Raw genomic sequence first — 15,437 nt, forward strand, 5'->3', positions numbered from 1 at the left:
CCGTGGCGTGCGGCCTCGTTTATGCCCGCCTCCCATGACGGAGACCGGAAACGACCGCGACGGCCTGCGCTACACCGTGGCGCTGATCGAGATCCAGGGCGGGCTGGTGGGCCTATGGGGCTTCTTGCACGACCTGATGCAGACCGGTGCCGCGGTGCCGCTGACCTTGCTGCCCGGCGTGCTGTTCATCGGGCTGGTGCTGGCGGCGAGCGTCGTCGCGGGTGTCGCGCTCTGGCAGGACCGGCGCCTGGGCTACACCCTCTCCGTTCCGGTGCAGCTCGCCCAGGTGATCTGGTTCGTGAGCGCGGGCCTCACCGTCCGCATCTCGGCCAGCGGCTGGCTGCTGGCCGACGTGTTTCTCCGATCCCCTGCGGAAGGTGGGCTCGTGCTGGGCTGGCAGTTCGATGCGGCGCGCAAGGGCGGCTACGCCCTCTCGCTGGCCCCGCGCGAGGATTTTACCGTTGCGCTGAACCTGATCGCCCTCGCCATCCTGATCTGGCTCGGATTTCGCCTGCGTGGCCTCCTGCCGTTCCGCAGGGGCGGGTAACAGTTTCGCGCATCCGAAACAGGCTGCCCGAGGCCGGCTTTGTCGCCTTGCTGCGCTGCGTTATAGGGGCGGCGACAGGGTTCCGGAGAGACGCGCGAAGGGCAGCCGGCCGGGCGCGCGGCACCGGGCAACTGAGGGACCGACATGGCGAAGATCAAGGTGGCCAATCCGGTCGTCGAGCTCGACGGCGACGAGATGACCCGGATCATCTGGGCGGAGATCAAGAACAAGCTCATCCACCCCTACCTCGATCTCGATCTCGACTATTACGATCTCGGTGTCGAACACCGCGACGCGACGAACGACCAGGTGACGATCGATGCGGCCGAGGCGATCAAGCGCCACGGCGTCGGCGTGAAATGCGCCACGATCACGCCGGACGAGGCCCGCGTCGAGGAATTCAAGCTCAAGGAGATGTGGCGCTCGCCCAACGGCACGATCCGCAACATCCTCGGCGGCGTCATCTTCCGCGAGCCGATCATCTGCAAGAACGTGCCGCGCCTCGTGCCCGGCTGGACCCAGCCCTTCGTGATCGGCCGCCACGCCTACGGCGACCAGTACCGCGCCACCGACTTCAAGGTGCCCGGCAAGGGCCGCCTCACCATCAAGTTCGAGGGTGACGACGGCACCGTCATCGAGAAGGAGGTGTTCAAGTTCCCGGACGCCGGCGTCGCGATGTCGATGTACAACCTCGACCAGTCGATCATCGACTTCGCCCGGGCCTCGTTCAACTACGGCCTCGCCCGCAAATACCCGGTCTATCTCTCGACCAAGAACACCATCCTCAAGACCTATGACGGCCGCTTCAAGGACCTGTTCCAGAAGGTGTTCGACGAGGAGTTCAAGTCGAAGTTCCTGTCGCTCGGCTTGACCTATGAGCACCGCCTGATCGACGACATGGTGGCCTCGTGCCTCAAGTGGTCGGGCGGCTATGTCTGGGCCTGCAAGAACTACGATGGCGACGTGCAGTCGGACACGGCGGCGCAGGGCTTCGGCTCGCTCGGCCTGATGACCTCGGTGCTGATGACGCCGGACGGCCAGACCGTGGAGGCCGAGGCCGCCCACGGCACCGTGACGCGCCACTACCGCGAGCACCAGAAGGGCAAGGCGACCTCGACCAACTCGATCGCCTCGATCTTCGCCTGGACCCGCGGCCTGTCGCACCGGGCCAAGCTCGACGGCAATGCCGATCTCGCGAAGTTCGCCGCGACCCTGGAGAAGGTCTGCGTCGACACGGTCGAGGCCGGCCACATGACGAAGGATCTCGCCCTCCTCGTCGGACCGGACCAGAAGTGGCTCACCACCAACGGCTTCCTCGACAAGGTCGATGAGAACCTGAAAACGGCGATGGCCGTCTGAGATAAGGGAGCAATCACCCTCCCCCCTCTGCGGGGGAGGGTGTCCGCGGAGCGGACGGGAGAGGGGCCGGCTCAGGTCTCTCCGGAAAGGTCGCTCCCCTCACCCGACCCCCTTCGGGGGCCACCCTCTCCCGCAGAGGGGAGAGGGATCAGCGTTCGTCAGCCCGTTTTCTTCGCCGCATTCCGCTTGCGCGTCTCGGCCGCCTTCTTGGCCGAGGCGGAGCGCTGCTCCTTCGTGCGCGAAGCCGAGGCGGTGCCGCCGGTGCGACCGCCTTTATGCGCGGCGGGATGGTCCGTCGTCTTGCCGCGGCCCGAGCCGCCGGGCTTCTTGCCGCCGCCATCGTCCTTGTTGACGGTCGCCCAGGCGCGGGCCTCCGCTTCCTTCTCCGGCACGCCGCGGGACTCGTAGGATTCGGCGATGTGCTCCGCCTTGCGGACCTGCTTGTCGGTGTATTTCGACTTGTCACCCTGAGCCATGGTGCTCTCCCGATCTGTCGCGCCGGTCAGCTCCGGCTCGGCGCATCGATGGCCGCCCGCACCCGCCGGATCAGCTCGGCACGGCGGTACGGCTTGTTCAGGATATCGAACTCCGGACGCTCGATTCCGGTTCGCTCCAGGCTGGCCTCGGCATAGCCGGTGGTGAGCAGGATCTTGAGATCGGGATGGCGGCGGCGCGCTTCGCGGGCGAGCGTCAGGCCGTCCATGCCGCCGGGCATGATCAGGTCGGAGAAGAGCAGGTCGATCTCCGGATGGTCGTTCAGGATCTCCAGGGCCTCGCGGCCGTGGCGGGCCATCAGGGTGCCGTAGCCGTAATCGCGGAGGATCGCCCGGGCGAGTTCGGCGACGTCGGCGCGGTCGTCCACGATCAGGATCGTTTCCGTGCCCGGCCGCTCCTCGACGGTGGCGGCCGGTTCTGCGCTCTCCGGCGCACCGGCCTCGTCGCTCGCGGGGAAGGAGAGACGCACCGTCGTCCCCTCCCCCATCACCGACTCGATCTGCGCGAAGCCGCCGGACTGCTTGGCGAAGCCGTAGACCATCGACAGGCCGAGCCCGGTGCCCTTCCCCTCCTCCTTGGTGGTGAAGAACGGGTCCATCACCCGCGCCAGCATGTCCGAGGGGATGCCCGCGCCCGTATCGGTCACCGCGACGCTCACGTGCCGACCCGAACCGTCGGGCCGGCCGGATTCCTCGTTGCGGGTCGTGATCGTGACGCGCCCGCCCTCCGGCATCGCGTCGCGCGCGTTGATGAGCACGTTGAGCAGGGCGACCTCGGCCTGGGTCCGGTCGATCCGGCAGGGCCAGAGGTCGGGGGCGAGATCGGTCTCGATCGTCACCGCGTCGCCCAGCGTGCGCCCGGCCAACTCCTTCGTCTCGGAGACGAGGTCGTTGAGGTTGAGGGTGCGGCCGTCGAGGCGCTGCTTGCGGGCAAACGAGAGCAGTTGCTGCGTCAGCGTCGAGGCCCGCTCGGCCGCCTCGCGGATGTTGCCGACGGCGCGGCCCATGCGGCCCCGGTCGGCGTCCGGCCGGTCCAGGTTGGTCGCCAGCGAGTCGGCATAGCCCAGGATCACCTGGAGCAGGTTGTTGAAGTCGTGGGCGATGCCGCCGGTGAGCCGGCCGATCGCCTCCATCTTCTGCGCCTGATGCAGCGAGTCTTCCGCCAGCCGGCGGCGGGTGATGTCGAGCTGCGAGCCGAAGAAGTACAGGAGGTCCCCGGCGGCGTTGTAGACCGGGCTCACGAACAGCGCGTTCCAGAACGACGAGCCGTCCTTGCGGTAGTTGAGGATCTCGGTGGCGACGTCGCGCCGCGCCGCGACGGCGTCGCGCACCAGCGCCCGCGTCGCCGGATCGGTCTCGGGGCCCTGGAGAAAGCGGCAGTTGTGGCCGATCACCTCGTCCCGAGCGTAGCCGGTCATTTCCAGGAAGGCTTGGTTCACGAACACGATCGGGTGGTCGTCCTGGTTCGGATCGACCACGACCATCGGCATGCGCGTCATCTCGACGGCGGCGAAGAAGATGCCGCTGCCGGATTCGAATTCGTGGCCCTTCGCACCCGCCTCGACGCTGGGATGGACGCCGTGGGGTCTCTTCTCGGGGATGTCGGTCATGCGAACCCGCGGCGTGACAAATCTTGTGAGGCTGCCGGCACGGCCGGCGCACCCCCGATGCAGAGCGTAAGATAGGGCTGCGGGAAGAACATAGGGTCCGGAGCGTCGAGGCTCCGGAACCCATCGAAATCGGCAGGGGCCGCTTGCGGCGAGCGGCCCCTCGCCCGTGCCATCAGGCCTCCTCGTCGATGCCGAAGCTCACGCTCTCGACATTCGCCCGCTCGAAGGCCTGCATCACGTACTGGTAGGAGCGCTCCATGTCGCTGTGCTCCTCGTCCTCGTCCTCGTTCTCGACGGGCTTGAGGACGAACATCAGCATCGAGCGCCCCGTGACCGAGTAGCTTTCGCCGACGGCGAAGCTCTCCACCTCCTGGCTGTCGGGCAGGTTGGTATCGAGCAGCCGCGTCCAAGAGGTGCCGCCCGGCGCCTCGGGGAGGGTGAAGTCCACCACGTCGTGATAGGCGTTGTAGAACAACAGCAGGGTGGCATCGCCGCCGCGCTTGTGGATGCCGCTCGCCTGGGCGCGCCCGTCGAGCAGCACGGCGAGGGTGCGCGAGTTGCCGTCGTTCCAGTTCTCCGGGCTCATCTCGGTGCCGGTGGGCGTGAGCCAGGTCACGTCCTTGACGCCGAACTCCTCGTCGTAGGCTCCCGTGACGAACCGTCCGCGCGAGAGCATCGGCAGGGCGTTGCGCAGCAGGATCAGGCGCTGCGTGAACTCGGCCAGATCCCGCTCCTCCTCGCCGATGGCGCCCCAATCGACCCAACTGACCTCGTTGTCCTGGCAATAGGCGTTGTTGTTGCCCTTCTGCGTGCGGGCGAACTCGTCGCCGGCGAGCAGCATGGGCGTGCCCTTCGACAGGAACAGGGTCGCCAGCATGTTGCGCATCTGGCGCAAACGAACCGAGCGGATCTCGGGATCGTCGGTCGGGCCCTCGACGCCGTAATTGTAGGAGAGGTTGTGACCGTGCCCGTCGCGGTTGCCCTCCTCGTTCGCCTCGTTGTGCTTCTCGTTGTACGAAACCGTGTCGTTCAGCGTGAAGCCGTCATGTGCGGTGATGAAGTTCACCGAGGCCCAGGGGCGGCGCCCGCGCTTGTTGAACTTGTCGGCCGAGGCGGTGATGCGCGAGGCGAGCCCCGGCAGCAGCCCGGCATCGCCCTTCCAGTAGCCGCGCACGTCGTCGCGGAACCGGTCGTTCCACTCGGCCCAGCCCGGCGGGAAGCCGCCGACCTGATAGCCGCCGGGGCCGCAATCCCACGGCTCGGCGATGAGCTTCACGTCGTTGAGGACGGGATCCTGACGGCAGGTGTCGAGGAAGCCGCCGCCCTCGTCGAAGCCGTAGGGCTCGCGGCCGAGAATGGTGGCCAGATCGAAGCGGAAGCCGTCCACCCGCATCTCGGTCGCCCAGTAACGGAGCGAGTCCGTCACGAGCTGCAGCACGCGGGGATGCGAGAGGTTGAAGGTGTTCCCAGTGCCGGTGTCGTTGATGTAGTAGCGCGGCTGGTTCGGCAGCAGGCGGTAGTAGGAGGCGTTGTCGACGCCCTTGAACGAGAGGGTCGGGCCCTTCTCGTTGCCCTCGGCCGTGTGGTTGTAGACCACGTCAAGGATCACCTCGAGGCCGGCGCCGTGCATGCGCGCGACCATCTCCTTGAACTCGGAGAAGGCGAAGTCCGGCACCGCCGCGTAGCGCCGGGCGGGCGTGAAAAACGAGATGGTGTTGTAGCCCCAGTAATTGATGAGATCCTTCTGCTGCAGGTAGTCGTCCTGCACGAAGGAATGGACCGGCAGCAGCTCGACCGAGGTGACGCCGAGGCTCTTGATGTAGTCGAGCACCGCCGGGTTGCCGAGGCCGGCATAGGTGCCGCGCAGCTTCTCCGGCACCGCCGGGTGCAGCTTGGTGAAACCCTTGACGTGGGTCTCGTAGATGATCGTGCGCTCCCACGGCACGCGCGGCTTCACATCCCGGCCCCAGGTGAAGGCCGGGTCGATCACACGCGAGCGGCGGGTGTAGGGCGCGGAATCGCGCTCATCGAAGGTGAGGTCGTCGCCCGTCTCCATCTTGTAGCCGAACAGGGCGGGGTTCCACTGGATCGTGCCGACCAGACCCTTGGCGTAGGGGTCGATGAGGAGCTTGTTCGGGTTGAAGCGGTGGCCGGCCTCGGGCTCGTAGGGGCCGTGGACGCGGTAGCCGTAGATCGTGCCGGGGCGCGCGTCCGGCAGATAGCCGTGCCAGACCTCGTCGGTGTACTCGGGCAGCTCGATGCGCTCGATTTCGTTCTCGCCGGCATCGTCGAACAGGCACAGCTCGACCTTCGTGGCATGGGCCGAGAACAGCGCGAAGTTTACGCCGCGGCCGTCCCAGGTCGCACCGCGGGGATGCGGCGAGCCTTCGCGGATACGCGTGCGCGATGTGCGCGGCCTCGGCGTCGCAGTCCTGTCGGTATCGGCCATCGATCGTCCCATTCTCACTTATAGCGGCCCCCGCGGGTCCAGCCGGACTCTGAACGTGCACGGAACGGCGAAGCTCCGTGTCGTCTGACGCGACGCAGCAAATTTTTGTCGATCCGCTGCGCGCCGCCGCGGATGTGGTAGGCCTTGGACGAAACTCACGGTGAGGGTTCGCGTTGCAAGGCTCCTCATCGATCGACACGGACAGGTTCGAGGGGGACCATCACCCATGATCGAAGACCCCGAGCATCGGCCCGCCGGGCTTCAGGCCTTGGCCGAGCGGCACGGCGTCAGCCTGGAGGCGGTGCGCCATCTGCTGCGCGCGCTCCAGGCGGGCCAGGGCAACATGGCCCAGTTCGACCACCCCGATCTCGGCGGCTTCGGGCAGTGGTCGCGCGGCGGCATGGTGATGGTCGGGCGCATGAACGACCATGCGCTGAAGGCGCAGGTCGATGCCCTTTGCACCGAACTCGCCACGGCTCTGCCGCTCTCCGGTTTTCGCGAAGAAGCCGCCTCGGGCAACTGGTGGCCGGACGAACTGGGGCTGCCCGCAAGCGCGGGTGCGCAGAACGCGACGCGCTACGCCTTCTTCGCCGAGCGCCGGCGCCTCGCCATCGAGACCGACGGGCGGCTCGCCCTCTACGACACCGGGGACCGCCTCGTCACCGGCGTGAGCCAGCAGCAGGGCGGCAGCTTGTCGCTGCGCTTCAGCGGACCGCAGGGGAGCTTCTCGCTGGAGGATCTGACGCCGGTCGAGCGGGATGCGGAGGTGGCGCCGCCGCCGCCCAAACCGCCGGCGGACACGAGTGTCGCCGCGTTCGCGTCGTCATCGGTCGCGCCTGCCGCCAGCCGGCAGCAAGCGGCCCCCTCCGGTGCACCCTCGAGTGCGGGCCCGACCGACATCCTCTCGATCCTCGAACGGCTGGCCGACCTGCACAAGAAAGGCGTGCTGACCGAGGGGGAGTTCTCCGCCAAGAAGGCGGAGCTGCTGGCGCGGCTCTGACAGGACGGCCTGTCGCCGCAGGCCCCGCCGGAAGGCCGCGCTCGCCCTAGATCCAGACCATGGCCCCGCGCGACCTCATCGACATCGACCGCATCTTCCACGAGCCGGCGGTCGCCGATTACCCGCGCGGACGCGAGATCCTGGCCCGCTATCCGAACGCCGAGCGGATCGCGGTCCCGTCGCACTGGAACATCCCGGAGCTGCACGGCAATGCCGGCTCGGTCGAGGACTGGGTGCGGATCAAGCGATCGACCCTGGTGCTCGGCGTGAAGAAGGGGCTCGCGATGCGGCCCAACGGCCGTTCCGCCCACTTCATCGCGCCCTCGACCTCGAACGGCTGCGCGATGGCCTGCGCCTATTGCTACGTGCCGCGCCGCAAGGGCTTTTCCAATCCGATCTCGCTGTTCGTGAATGTCGACGCGGTCTGCGCGGCGATCACGCGCCATGCGGCCAAGCAAGGCCCGCTGCCGGAGCCCGATCAGATCGACCCGCAAGCCTGGGTCTATGATCTCGGCGAGAACGGCGACCTCTCGATCGATGCGATGATCTGCGACAACGTCCGCGATCTCGTCACGCAATTCCGCGGGATTCCCAACGCCAAGGGCTCGTTCGCGACCAAAGCCGTGAATCGCGATCTCCTCGCCTACGATCCGCAAGGCCGCACCCGCATCCGCTTCTCGCTGATGCCGGCGCGGATCGCGCGGGTTGTCGATGTGCGCACCGCGCCGATCCCCGAGCGGATCGCCGCGATCGACGACTTCCTGCGGGCCGGCTACGAGGTCCACGTCAATTTCTCGCCCGTGATCCTCTACGAGGGCTGGGAGGCGGATTGGGCGGCCCTGTTCGACGAGATCGACGGGACGATCTCGAATGCCGCCAAGAATCAGCTCGCCTGCGAGATCATCATGCTGACCCACAATGCCGGGCTGCACGCGGTGAACCTCGGCTGGCACCCCAAGGCCGAGGATCTGCTCTGGCGGCCGGACATTCAGGAGACCAAGCGCTCGGAAGGCGGCGGCGAAAATCTGCGCTACCGCACCGGCTGGAAAGGGAAATGGCTCACCCGCTTCAAGGCGCTGCTCGCCGAGCGGATGCCCTATTGCCGGGTGCGCTACGCATTCTAGAGCCGTATCCGACCTGACTGCATCAGGTTGGATACGGCTCTAGATCTTTGTTTTGACATCCTCTTTTTCCGAAAGCCGGTGACCACCTTTCGGGACGATGTCCTCAGGAGAAAACCGATGCCGGATCACGAGAGCTATCTGCGCGAGGCGACCGAACTCGCCCTCGCCAACGTCGCCGAGGGCGGCCGACCCTACGGCGCGGTGATCGTGCGGGATGGGGAGGTGGTCGCGCGGGCGGCCAACCGCATCCATGCGACCAACGATCCGAGCGACCACGCCGAGATGGTGGCGATCCGCGCGGCGAGCCAGCAGCTCGGCCGGCCCAAGCTCGACGATTGCATCGTCTACGCCAGCGGGCGGCCCTGCCCGATGTGCCACGCGGCGATGCGGCTGGCCGGGGTCAAGCAGGGCTACTTCGCCTTCACCGCCGAGGAGGCGGCGGCCGAGGGTCTGCTCAGTGCCGGGATCTATGCCGAGCTGTGCCGGCCGCTTGAAGAGCAGCCGATGCAGGTGCGCCACCTCCCGCTTGCCGACGAGCCGAGCCCCTACCGCGCCTGGGCGGAGCGAAAAGGGCGCTGAACGCGAGATTCAGCCTCACGAAACGCCTGCTGCTTCCGGCGCGGCGGGCGCTTCGTCAGAGACACTCAGTGCGTCCAGGGCGCCGTGCGGTTGAACTTGAAATTGTCGGAGTAGGAGAGGCCCTTGCGCGCGATCGGCGGCGGCGTCTCCTCGACGCGATAGGCGATGCCCGAGGCCTTGGCGTAGGCCACCGCCTCGTCCGAGGTGTCGAATTCGAGCCGCACCTGCTGCAGCATGTCGGAGGAGCCGGTCCAGCCCATCAGCGGGTCGGTCTCGCGCGGTTCGGTCTGGTCGAACTCCAGAACCCATTGCTTCGTGCGGGCGAGCCCGGACTGCGTGGGATCCTTGGCGGGACGGTAGATGCGGGCGCTCGGCATCGGACGGCTGACGTCTCCGGGGAAGGTATGGTCGGGGCGATAGGATTCGAACCTACGACCCTCTGCTCCCAAAGCAGATGCGCTACCAGACTGCGCTACACCCCGACGCTGTGAGGGAGATACCCCCTCGGGTCCCGGCCGGCAAGGCGCTGCTCGTCACACGAGAATGTCGAGGACGCGTTTCTCGCTCTCGATCGAGGATTTCAGCACGGCGGTGTTGATGGAAACACCGAGCGAGGCCGAGGCCAGCTCCGTGACGGAGGTGACCGGCTCGGCGGCGGATTGCGGTGAGGCGACGCGCGACGCTGCCCCGTCGAAGCGCTGCATGGCCGCGCTCAGGCCCGCCGAACTCGTGGACACTGCCGAGACCATGAACCGCCCTCCCTGCGCCCCGGCAGCTCAGCACGAGAAAGGTAAAGGACGTCCTCAGCGGATTGGCGCAAGGCGAGCGCATTCCGACGAAGTGGCCCCCGCTCGTCGAAAGAAGGCGCGTCACAACAAAGACCGAGAGACGCCGGCTCGATGCAATGGGGTCGGATATGGGTCGAAGGGGATCGGCCGCGGCTTGATCGGATCGCTCCACATTCCCACTTCGCCGCAGGCCTGAGGCATCGCCCTCATGGGCGCGAAGACAAGGTGTCGCGATGATCGACCTGCATTACTGGCCGACCCCGAACGGTCACAAGGTGACGATGTTTCTGGAGGAGGCCGGCCTCCCCTACACGATCCACCCGGTGGATATCGGCAAGGGCGCGCAGTTCGAGCCGGCCTTCCTGAAGATCGCCCCGAACAACCGGATGCCGGCCATCGTCGATCACGGGCCGGCCGATGGCGGTGCGCCGGTCTCGCTGTTCGAGTCGGGCGCGATCCTGCTCTACCTCGCGGAGAAGACCGGGCGCTTCCTGCCCGCCGACCTGCGCGGCCGGGCCGAGACCCTGCAATGGCTGTTCTGGCAGATGGGCGGCCTCGGGCCGATGCTCGGCCAGAACCACCACTTCTCGCAATACGCGCCGGAGAAGATCCCCTACGCCATCGACCGCTACGTCAAGGAGACGAACAGGCTCTACGGCGTGCTCGACCGGCGGCTCGCCGACCGGGCCTTCGTCGCGGGCGCCGATTACACCATCGCCGACATGGCTTCCTATCCCTGGATCGTGCCGTGGGAGAAGCAGGGCCAGCGCCTCGACGACCACCCCAACCTGAAGCGCTGGTTCGAGGCGATCGCCGAGCGCCCCGCCACCAAAGCCGCCTATGCGCGGGCGGTGGAAGCCAACCCGAACCACGGCCAGCCGATGAGCGAGGACGCGAAGAAAGTGATGTTCGGCCAGACCGCGACGAACACCAAGCGCTGAGGCTTACCGCCCGCTGCGCCGCGCGGCCACCGTGGCGAGCGCGGCAAAATCCTTGTCGCCGTCGCCGTGGGCGATGGCGTCGAGGAGGTTGTCGCGCAGCACGCTGGCGAACGGCATCGGCACGTTGACCGCCTCGCCCGCGGCCAGAGCGAGGCGGACATCCTTGAGGCCGAGCCGCATCGTAAAGCCCGGCGGCTCGTAGCGCCCCTCCATGATCATCGCGCCGTAATTCTTGTAGACCGGCGAGGCGAACAGCGTGCTGGTGAGCATCTCCAGCACGTCGGCCCCGGCAATGCCGTGTCCCTCGGCGAAGGCGGCCGCCTCGCCCATCGCCTCGATGGCCGAGACCAGCATGAAGTTGCCCGCGAGCTTGACGGCGTTGGCCTTCTCCGGCTCCGCGCCGAAGCGCCAGGTCTTGCTGCCCATGGCGTCGAACAACGGCTGCACCCGCGCGATCGCCGCGTCGTCACCCGCGGCGATGATGTTCAGCGCGCCCTTTTCCGCCGCGTCCGGCCGACCGAAGACCGGCGCGGAGACGTAAGGCACGCCCGCGCGGCCGTGGACCGCCGCCAGTTCTCTGGCAAGCGCCACCGAGATCGTGGACATGCCGACATGGACGCCGGGCCGCTGCCCGGAATCGAGCAGCCCGCCCTCGATGGTGACGGCGCGCAGGGCCACGTCGTCGGCGAGCATGGTGATCGCGGCGTCGCCCGCAAAGGCCTCCGCGGCGTTGGCCACGGGCTCGGCGCCCTCGATCTCCCTCGCCGCCTCCGGCGACCGGTTCCACACCCGCACCCGGTGGCCCGCCGCGACGAGCCGCGCCGCCATGACCCGGCCCATGCGGCCGAGCCCGATGAAACCGACATCCATGTTTGAAACTCCGGATTTGCTGTCACGTCGCCGTCCGGGTGCAACGCCCCGGCCGGCCATGGGTCGCGAACGGCCGAGCGATCAGTGCGTGTTGAGGAATTCCAGCGTCAGAGTGTTGAACATCTCGGTCGCCTCCATGTGGACGAGGTGGCCGACATTGTTGAGGACATCGGCCTTTCCGTTCGGCATCCGGCCGGCGAGCGCACGGGCATGGCCCGTGTTGTCGCCCATGCTGGAGCGCATCTCCGTCGGCGCAAAACCCTTGCCGGGGGCGTTGTGGTCGTTCGCGCCCATGATGAACAGGGTTGGCGCCTTCACGAGCGGGATCTCGTGGACGATCGGCTGGCCCCAGATCATCTGGTAGGAGTTCACGAACGACTTGAGCCAGCGCGGATATTCGCCCGAACCCTTCACCCGCTCGCGGATCGACACGAACGGCTCGATGGCCGAGGCGGGGATCGACAGCGCGTAGCTCGTCATCAGCTGCTTGCGGTAGGCGTCCGCGGTCAGATCCGCCTCGCGGGCGATCAGGGCCTCGTCGGAGACCGGCGGGACGGTGAAGCGGTAATCCTCCAGCCCGATCGGCGCTTCCAGCACGAGGCTGTTGACCCGCTGCGGATAGTTGCGGGCCATCCGCACCGCGAGCATGCCGCCCATGGAATGCGCGACGATGTCGAACCGCTGGATCTTGAGGCTGTCGGCGAGCGCCAGGGTGTCGGCGGCCATCCGGTCGAAGGTGTAGGAGCCGATCGGTTTCGAGGACTTGCCGAAGCCGAGCTGATCGGGGACCACGACGCGGTAGCCCGCGTTCGACAGGGTGCGGATCACCGGCTCCCAGTAGCTCGACGGGAAATTGCGTCCGTGCAGCAGCAGCACCGTGCGTCCGTTGGCGTTGTCGGCGGCCGGCACATCCATGTAGGCGAGGCGCTGCGCCTCGCCGTCGCGGCTCAGCGGCAGGAAGCGCACCGGAAACGGATAAGCGAAGCCTTCGAGGCCGATGCCGAGCGGCGACGGCTCCTCGGCATGGGCGGCGGCGGGCGCCAGCACCGGCGCGAGCGCGAGACAAAGCGCGAGGCAAGGCGCCAGGATCGGCGCGAAAATCGGGTGGGCACGCATGGACACTTCGTCTCCGGCTCGAGCATCGTCCCGAAAGGTGGTGGCCGGCTTTCGAAAACAGACGATGCAGATACAAGACGCCTGTGCATCGTCCCCGGCGCGGGTTCCAGGGGCGTTGCGCGAACGGCGCGGGCTCTGCCCCGGCGGCGCGCCGACAACGCGTGGCGCGGCCTCCGGTGAGAGACAGATAGGGCGGATCGCTCGCCTGCAAGCACCGGAAAATGGACGGTGACGGCTCAAAAGGCCGGAGTCGGGAGCGGCGACGGGCTGCCGCTGCGCGAGCGGCTCCTGGCGCTCTGCGCCATGGCGCTCGCCATCTCCATGGCGGTGCTCGACGGAGCGATCGTCAACGTCGCCCTGCCGGTGATCGCCCGCGACCTCGACGTGCCGGCCTCCGAGGCGATCTTCGTCGTCAGCGCCTACCAGATCGCAGTCACCGCCGCCCTGCTGCCGCTCGCCACGCTGGGCGAGATCTGGGGCTACCGCCGGGTCTATCTCGCGGGGCTTGCCGTCTTCACCGTCGCCTCGCTCGCCTGCGCGGTCTCGCCGAACCTTGCAAGCCTCACCGCCGCGCGGGTCGCCCAGGGGCTGGGTGCGGCCGGGATCATGAGCGTCAACATCGCTCTGGTGCGCTTCATCTATCCGAGCCGGTTGATCGGGCGCGGCGTCGGCAACGTCGCGCTCATCGTGGCGGTGGCCTCCGCCGCCGGTCCGACGGTCGCCGCCGCGATCCTCTCGGTCGCCGCCTGGCCCTGGCTGTTCCTCGTCAACCTGCCGGTCGGGCTCGTCGCGCTGGCGGTCGGCGCGCGCACGCTGCCGCGAACGCCCCGCTCCGCCCGGCGCTTCGACCTGCGGAGCGCAAGCCTCAACGCCCTCACCGTCGGGCTGCTGATCGTCGGTCTCGACGCGTTTGCGGATCCGGACACCCGCGGGCTCGCCGTGGCCGCGATCGCCGCCGCGGTCGCGGTCGGCATCGTCTTCGTACGGACCCAAATCCGGCTCGCGGCGCCGCTGCTGCCGCTAGACCTTCTGCGGATTCCGGCCTTCGCCCTGTCGATGGTGGCCTCGATCTGCTCCTTCGCGGCGCAGATGATCGCCTACGTCGCCCTACCCTTCTACTTCCACGATGCCCTCGGCTTCTCGGAGACCCGAACCGGCTTCCTGATGACGCCGTGGCCGCTCGCCATCGCGGCGATGTCGCCCTTTGCCGGCCGGCTCGCCGACCGCGTCCCGCCGGGGCTGCTCGGCAGCCTCGGCCTCGTCCTGCTCGCCGTCGGCATGGCGGCGCTGGCGCTCCTGCCGGAGGCGCCGGCGACCTTCGACATCGTCTGGCGGCTGACGCTGTCGGGGATCGGTTTCGGGTTGTTCCAGTCGCCCAACAACAAGGTCATCATCACCAGCGCGCCGCGGGAGCGCAGCGGCGGCGCCAGCGGCATGCAGGCAAGCGCCCGGCTCGTCGGCCAGTCCCTCGGTGCGGCTTGGGTCGCCGTGTTGTTCGGCCTCGTCCCCGGTGGTCCGGCGGGCGCCTTCGCCGTCACGCTCTGGTGCGCCGTCGCCCTGGCGCTGGCGGGTGCCCTGGCGAGCGGCCTGCGGCGGACGGGACCCTGACCGCGCATCTTCGCTCAGCACCATGGCCCGGCTCGTGCGTTGACGCCGGGACAGGGATGGCCGCGGCCAACGGAGGCGGATGATGGATATCGACCTGAAGGGGCGCAGTGCCCTCGTCACCGGTTCCACCGGCGGCATCGGCTACGCGGTGGCCCGCGAACTCGCCCGGCTCGGCGCCTACGTTGCCGTCAACGGCCGCACCGGTGAGCGGGTGGAGGCGGCCATCGCGCGCCTGCGCGGCGAGGTGCCGGGCGCCGAGTTCATCGCCGGCATCGGCGATGTCGGCACCGAGGAGGGGGCGGCCGAACTCCTCGCCGCCCTGCCGAGGGTCGACATCCTGATCAACAATGCCGGCATCTTCGAGCCGAAGCCTTTCTTCGAGATCGCCGATGCCGAGTGGCGCCGCTTCTTCGAGATGAACGTCATGAGCGGCATTCGTCTGGCGCGGGCCTACGGTCCCGGCATGGTCGAGCGCGGCTGGGGACGGATCGTCTTCATCGCCAGCGAGTCGGGCGTCAACATCCCGCCCGAGATGGTCCATTACGGCGTGACGAAGACGGCGCAGCTTGCCGTCTCCCGCGGTCTCGCCGAGACGGTGGGGGGCAGCGGCGTCACCGTCAACAGCGTGCTCCCCGGCCCGACCATGACCGAGGGCGTCGCGGATTTTCTCGAATCGATGGGCGGGGGCGAAGGCGATCTGGAGGCCAAGGGCCGCGCCTTCATCGCCGAGAACCGGCCGACCTCGCTCCTGAAGCGCCTCGCGCAGCCGGAGGAAGTGGCCAACATGGTCGCCTACCTCTGCACGCCCGCCGCGAGCGCCACCACGGGGGCGGCCCTGCGGGTCGATGGCGGCGTGCTGCGCGGCATCACCTGAGGCTCACCGCTCCCGAGCCCACCGGACGTACGGGGCCGGCTTGACCGGCACCGTACTCCGAGGGACGGCCCGCGAACG

At 68.2% G+C, this 15,437-nt stretch carries 15 protein-coding genes and 1 tRNA gene; 8 read left to right on the top strand and 8 right to left on the bottom strand.

Features of this window, described 5'->3' with window-relative positions:
• Positions 1–34: 34 nt before the first annotated feature.
• Positions 35–547, top strand: coding sequence for a hypothetical protein (locus M2437_RS17650; protein WP_253388217.1), 513 nt, complete (start codon positions 35–37; stop codon positions 545–547).
• Positions 548–691: 144 nt separating this feature from the next.
• A complete protein-coding gene (locus M2437_RS17655; RefSeq protein ID WP_015951578.1) occupies positions 692–1,906 on the top strand; it encodes an NADP-dependent isocitrate dehydrogenase in 1,215 nt (404 codons plus the stop codon).
• 158 nt (positions 1,907–2,064) lie between these two features.
• Here the strand turns inward: M2437_RS17655 and M2437_RS17660 are convergent, their stop codons facing one another.
• The 3 genes from M2437_RS17660 to glgX all read right to left on the bottom strand — a co-directional run bounded on the left by M2437_RS17660 (position 2,065) and on the right by glgX (position 6,459).
• Positions 2,065–2,382, bottom strand: coding sequence for a hypothetical protein (locus tag M2437_RS17660; protein ID WP_012254441.1), 318 nt, complete (start codon positions 2,380–2,382; stop codon positions 2,065–2,067).
• Between the two features lie 26 nt (positions 2,383–2,408).
• Complete coding sequence (locus tag M2437_RS17665) at positions 2,409–4,010, bottom strand: hybrid sensor histidine kinase/response regulator (protein WP_253388218.1); 1,602 nt, start codon at positions 4,008–4,010, stop codon at positions 2,409–2,411.
• A gap of 172 nt (positions 4,011–4,182) precedes the next feature.
• Complete coding sequence (gene glgX, locus M2437_RS17670) at positions 4,183–6,459, bottom strand: glycogen debranching protein GlgX (protein WP_003597946.1); 2,277 nt, start codon at positions 6,457–6,459, stop codon at positions 4,183–4,185.
• Positions 6,460–6,685: 226 nt separating this feature from the next.
• Here glgX and M2437_RS17675 point away from each other — a divergent pair, with 226 nt between their 5' ends.
• From M2437_RS17675 to M2437_RS17685, 3 genes are all read left to right on the top strand, one after another.
• The gene (locus M2437_RS17675; RefSeq protein ID WP_253388219.1) at positions 6,686–7,459 is read left to right on the top strand and encodes an SHOCT domain-containing protein; all 774 of its coding nucleotides are present in this window, start codon (positions 6,686–6,688) and stop codon (positions 7,457–7,459) included.
• 59 nt (positions 7,460–7,518) lie between these two features.
• Positions 7,519–8,583 (top strand): spore photoproduct lyase family protein, encoded by a 1,065-nt coding sequence (locus M2437_RS17680; RefSeq protein WP_253388220.1) that lies wholly within the window; start codon positions 7,519–7,521, stop codon positions 8,581–8,583.
• 117 nt (positions 8,584–8,700) lie between these two features.
• Complete coding sequence (locus tag M2437_RS17685) at positions 8,701–9,162, top strand: nucleoside deaminase (RefSeq protein ID WP_082289439.1); 462 nt, start codon at positions 8,701–8,703, stop codon at positions 9,160–9,162.
• Between the two features lie 65 nt (positions 9,163–9,227).
• Here the strand turns inward: M2437_RS17685 and M2437_RS17690 are convergent, their stop codons facing one another.
• The 3 genes from M2437_RS17690 to M2437_RS17700 form a co-directional block, all read right to left on the bottom strand.
• On the bottom strand, positions 9,228–9,539 hold the full coding sequence (locus M2437_RS17690) for an ETC complex I subunit (RefSeq protein WP_003597950.1): 312 nt from the start codon (positions 9,537–9,539) through the stop codon (positions 9,228–9,230).
• Between the two features lie 28 nt (positions 9,540–9,567).
• Positions 9,568–9,644 (bottom strand) — tRNA-Pro (locus tag M2437_RS17695).
• Between the two features lie 51 nt (positions 9,645–9,695).
• Complete coding sequence (locus tag M2437_RS17700; RefSeq protein WP_253388221.1) at positions 9,696–9,911, bottom strand: hypothetical protein; 216 nt, start codon at positions 9,909–9,911, stop codon at positions 9,696–9,698.
• Positions 9,912–10,183: 272 nt separating this feature from the next.
• On the opposite strand from M2437_RS17700, the gene M2437_RS17705 reads away from it, so the two are divergent.
• A complete protein-coding gene (locus M2437_RS17705; RefSeq protein WP_253388222.1) occupies positions 10,184–10,891 on the top strand; it encodes a glutathione S-transferase N-terminal domain-containing protein in 708 nt (235 codons plus the stop codon).
• Positions 10,892–10,894: 3 nt separating this feature from the next.
• Here the strand turns inward: M2437_RS17705 and M2437_RS17710 are convergent, their stop codons facing one another.
• Together M2437_RS17710 and M2437_RS17715 are read right to left on the bottom strand one after the other, a co-directional pair.
• Positions 10,895–11,821 carry an NAD(P)-dependent oxidoreductase gene (locus M2437_RS17710; protein ID WP_373691148.1) on the bottom strand — a complete coding sequence of 309 codons (927 nt, stop codon included), beginning with the start codon at positions 11,819–11,821 and terminating at the stop codon, positions 10,895–10,897.
• A 21-nt stretch (positions 11,822–11,842) separates the two neighbouring features.
• Entirely contained in the window at positions 11,843–12,877 is a 1,035-nt protein-coding gene (locus M2437_RS17715; RefSeq protein ID WP_277570359.1) for an alpha/beta fold hydrolase, read from the bottom strand.
• Positions 12,878–13,105: 228 nt separating this feature from the next.
• Here M2437_RS17715 and M2437_RS17720 point away from each other — a divergent pair, with 228 nt between their 5' ends.
• A complete protein-coding gene (locus M2437_RS17720; RefSeq protein ID WP_253388224.1) occupies positions 13,106–14,485 on the top strand; it encodes an MFS transporter in 1,380 nt (459 codons plus the stop codon).
• A gap of 82 nt (positions 14,486–14,567) precedes the next feature.
• Positions 14,568–15,359, top strand: a complete 792-nt coding sequence (locus M2437_RS17725; protein WP_012254431.1) for an SDR family NAD(P)-dependent oxidoreductase — start codon at positions 14,568–14,570, stop codon at positions 15,357–15,359.
• Positions 15,360–15,437: the final 78 nt, after the last annotated feature.

This window comes from Methylorubrum pseudosasae (genome assembly GCF_029504475.1).
GTDB classification, from domain to species: domain Bacteria; phylum Pseudomonadota; class Alphaproteobacteria; order Rhizobiales; family Beijerinckiaceae; genus Methylobacterium; species Methylobacterium extorquens.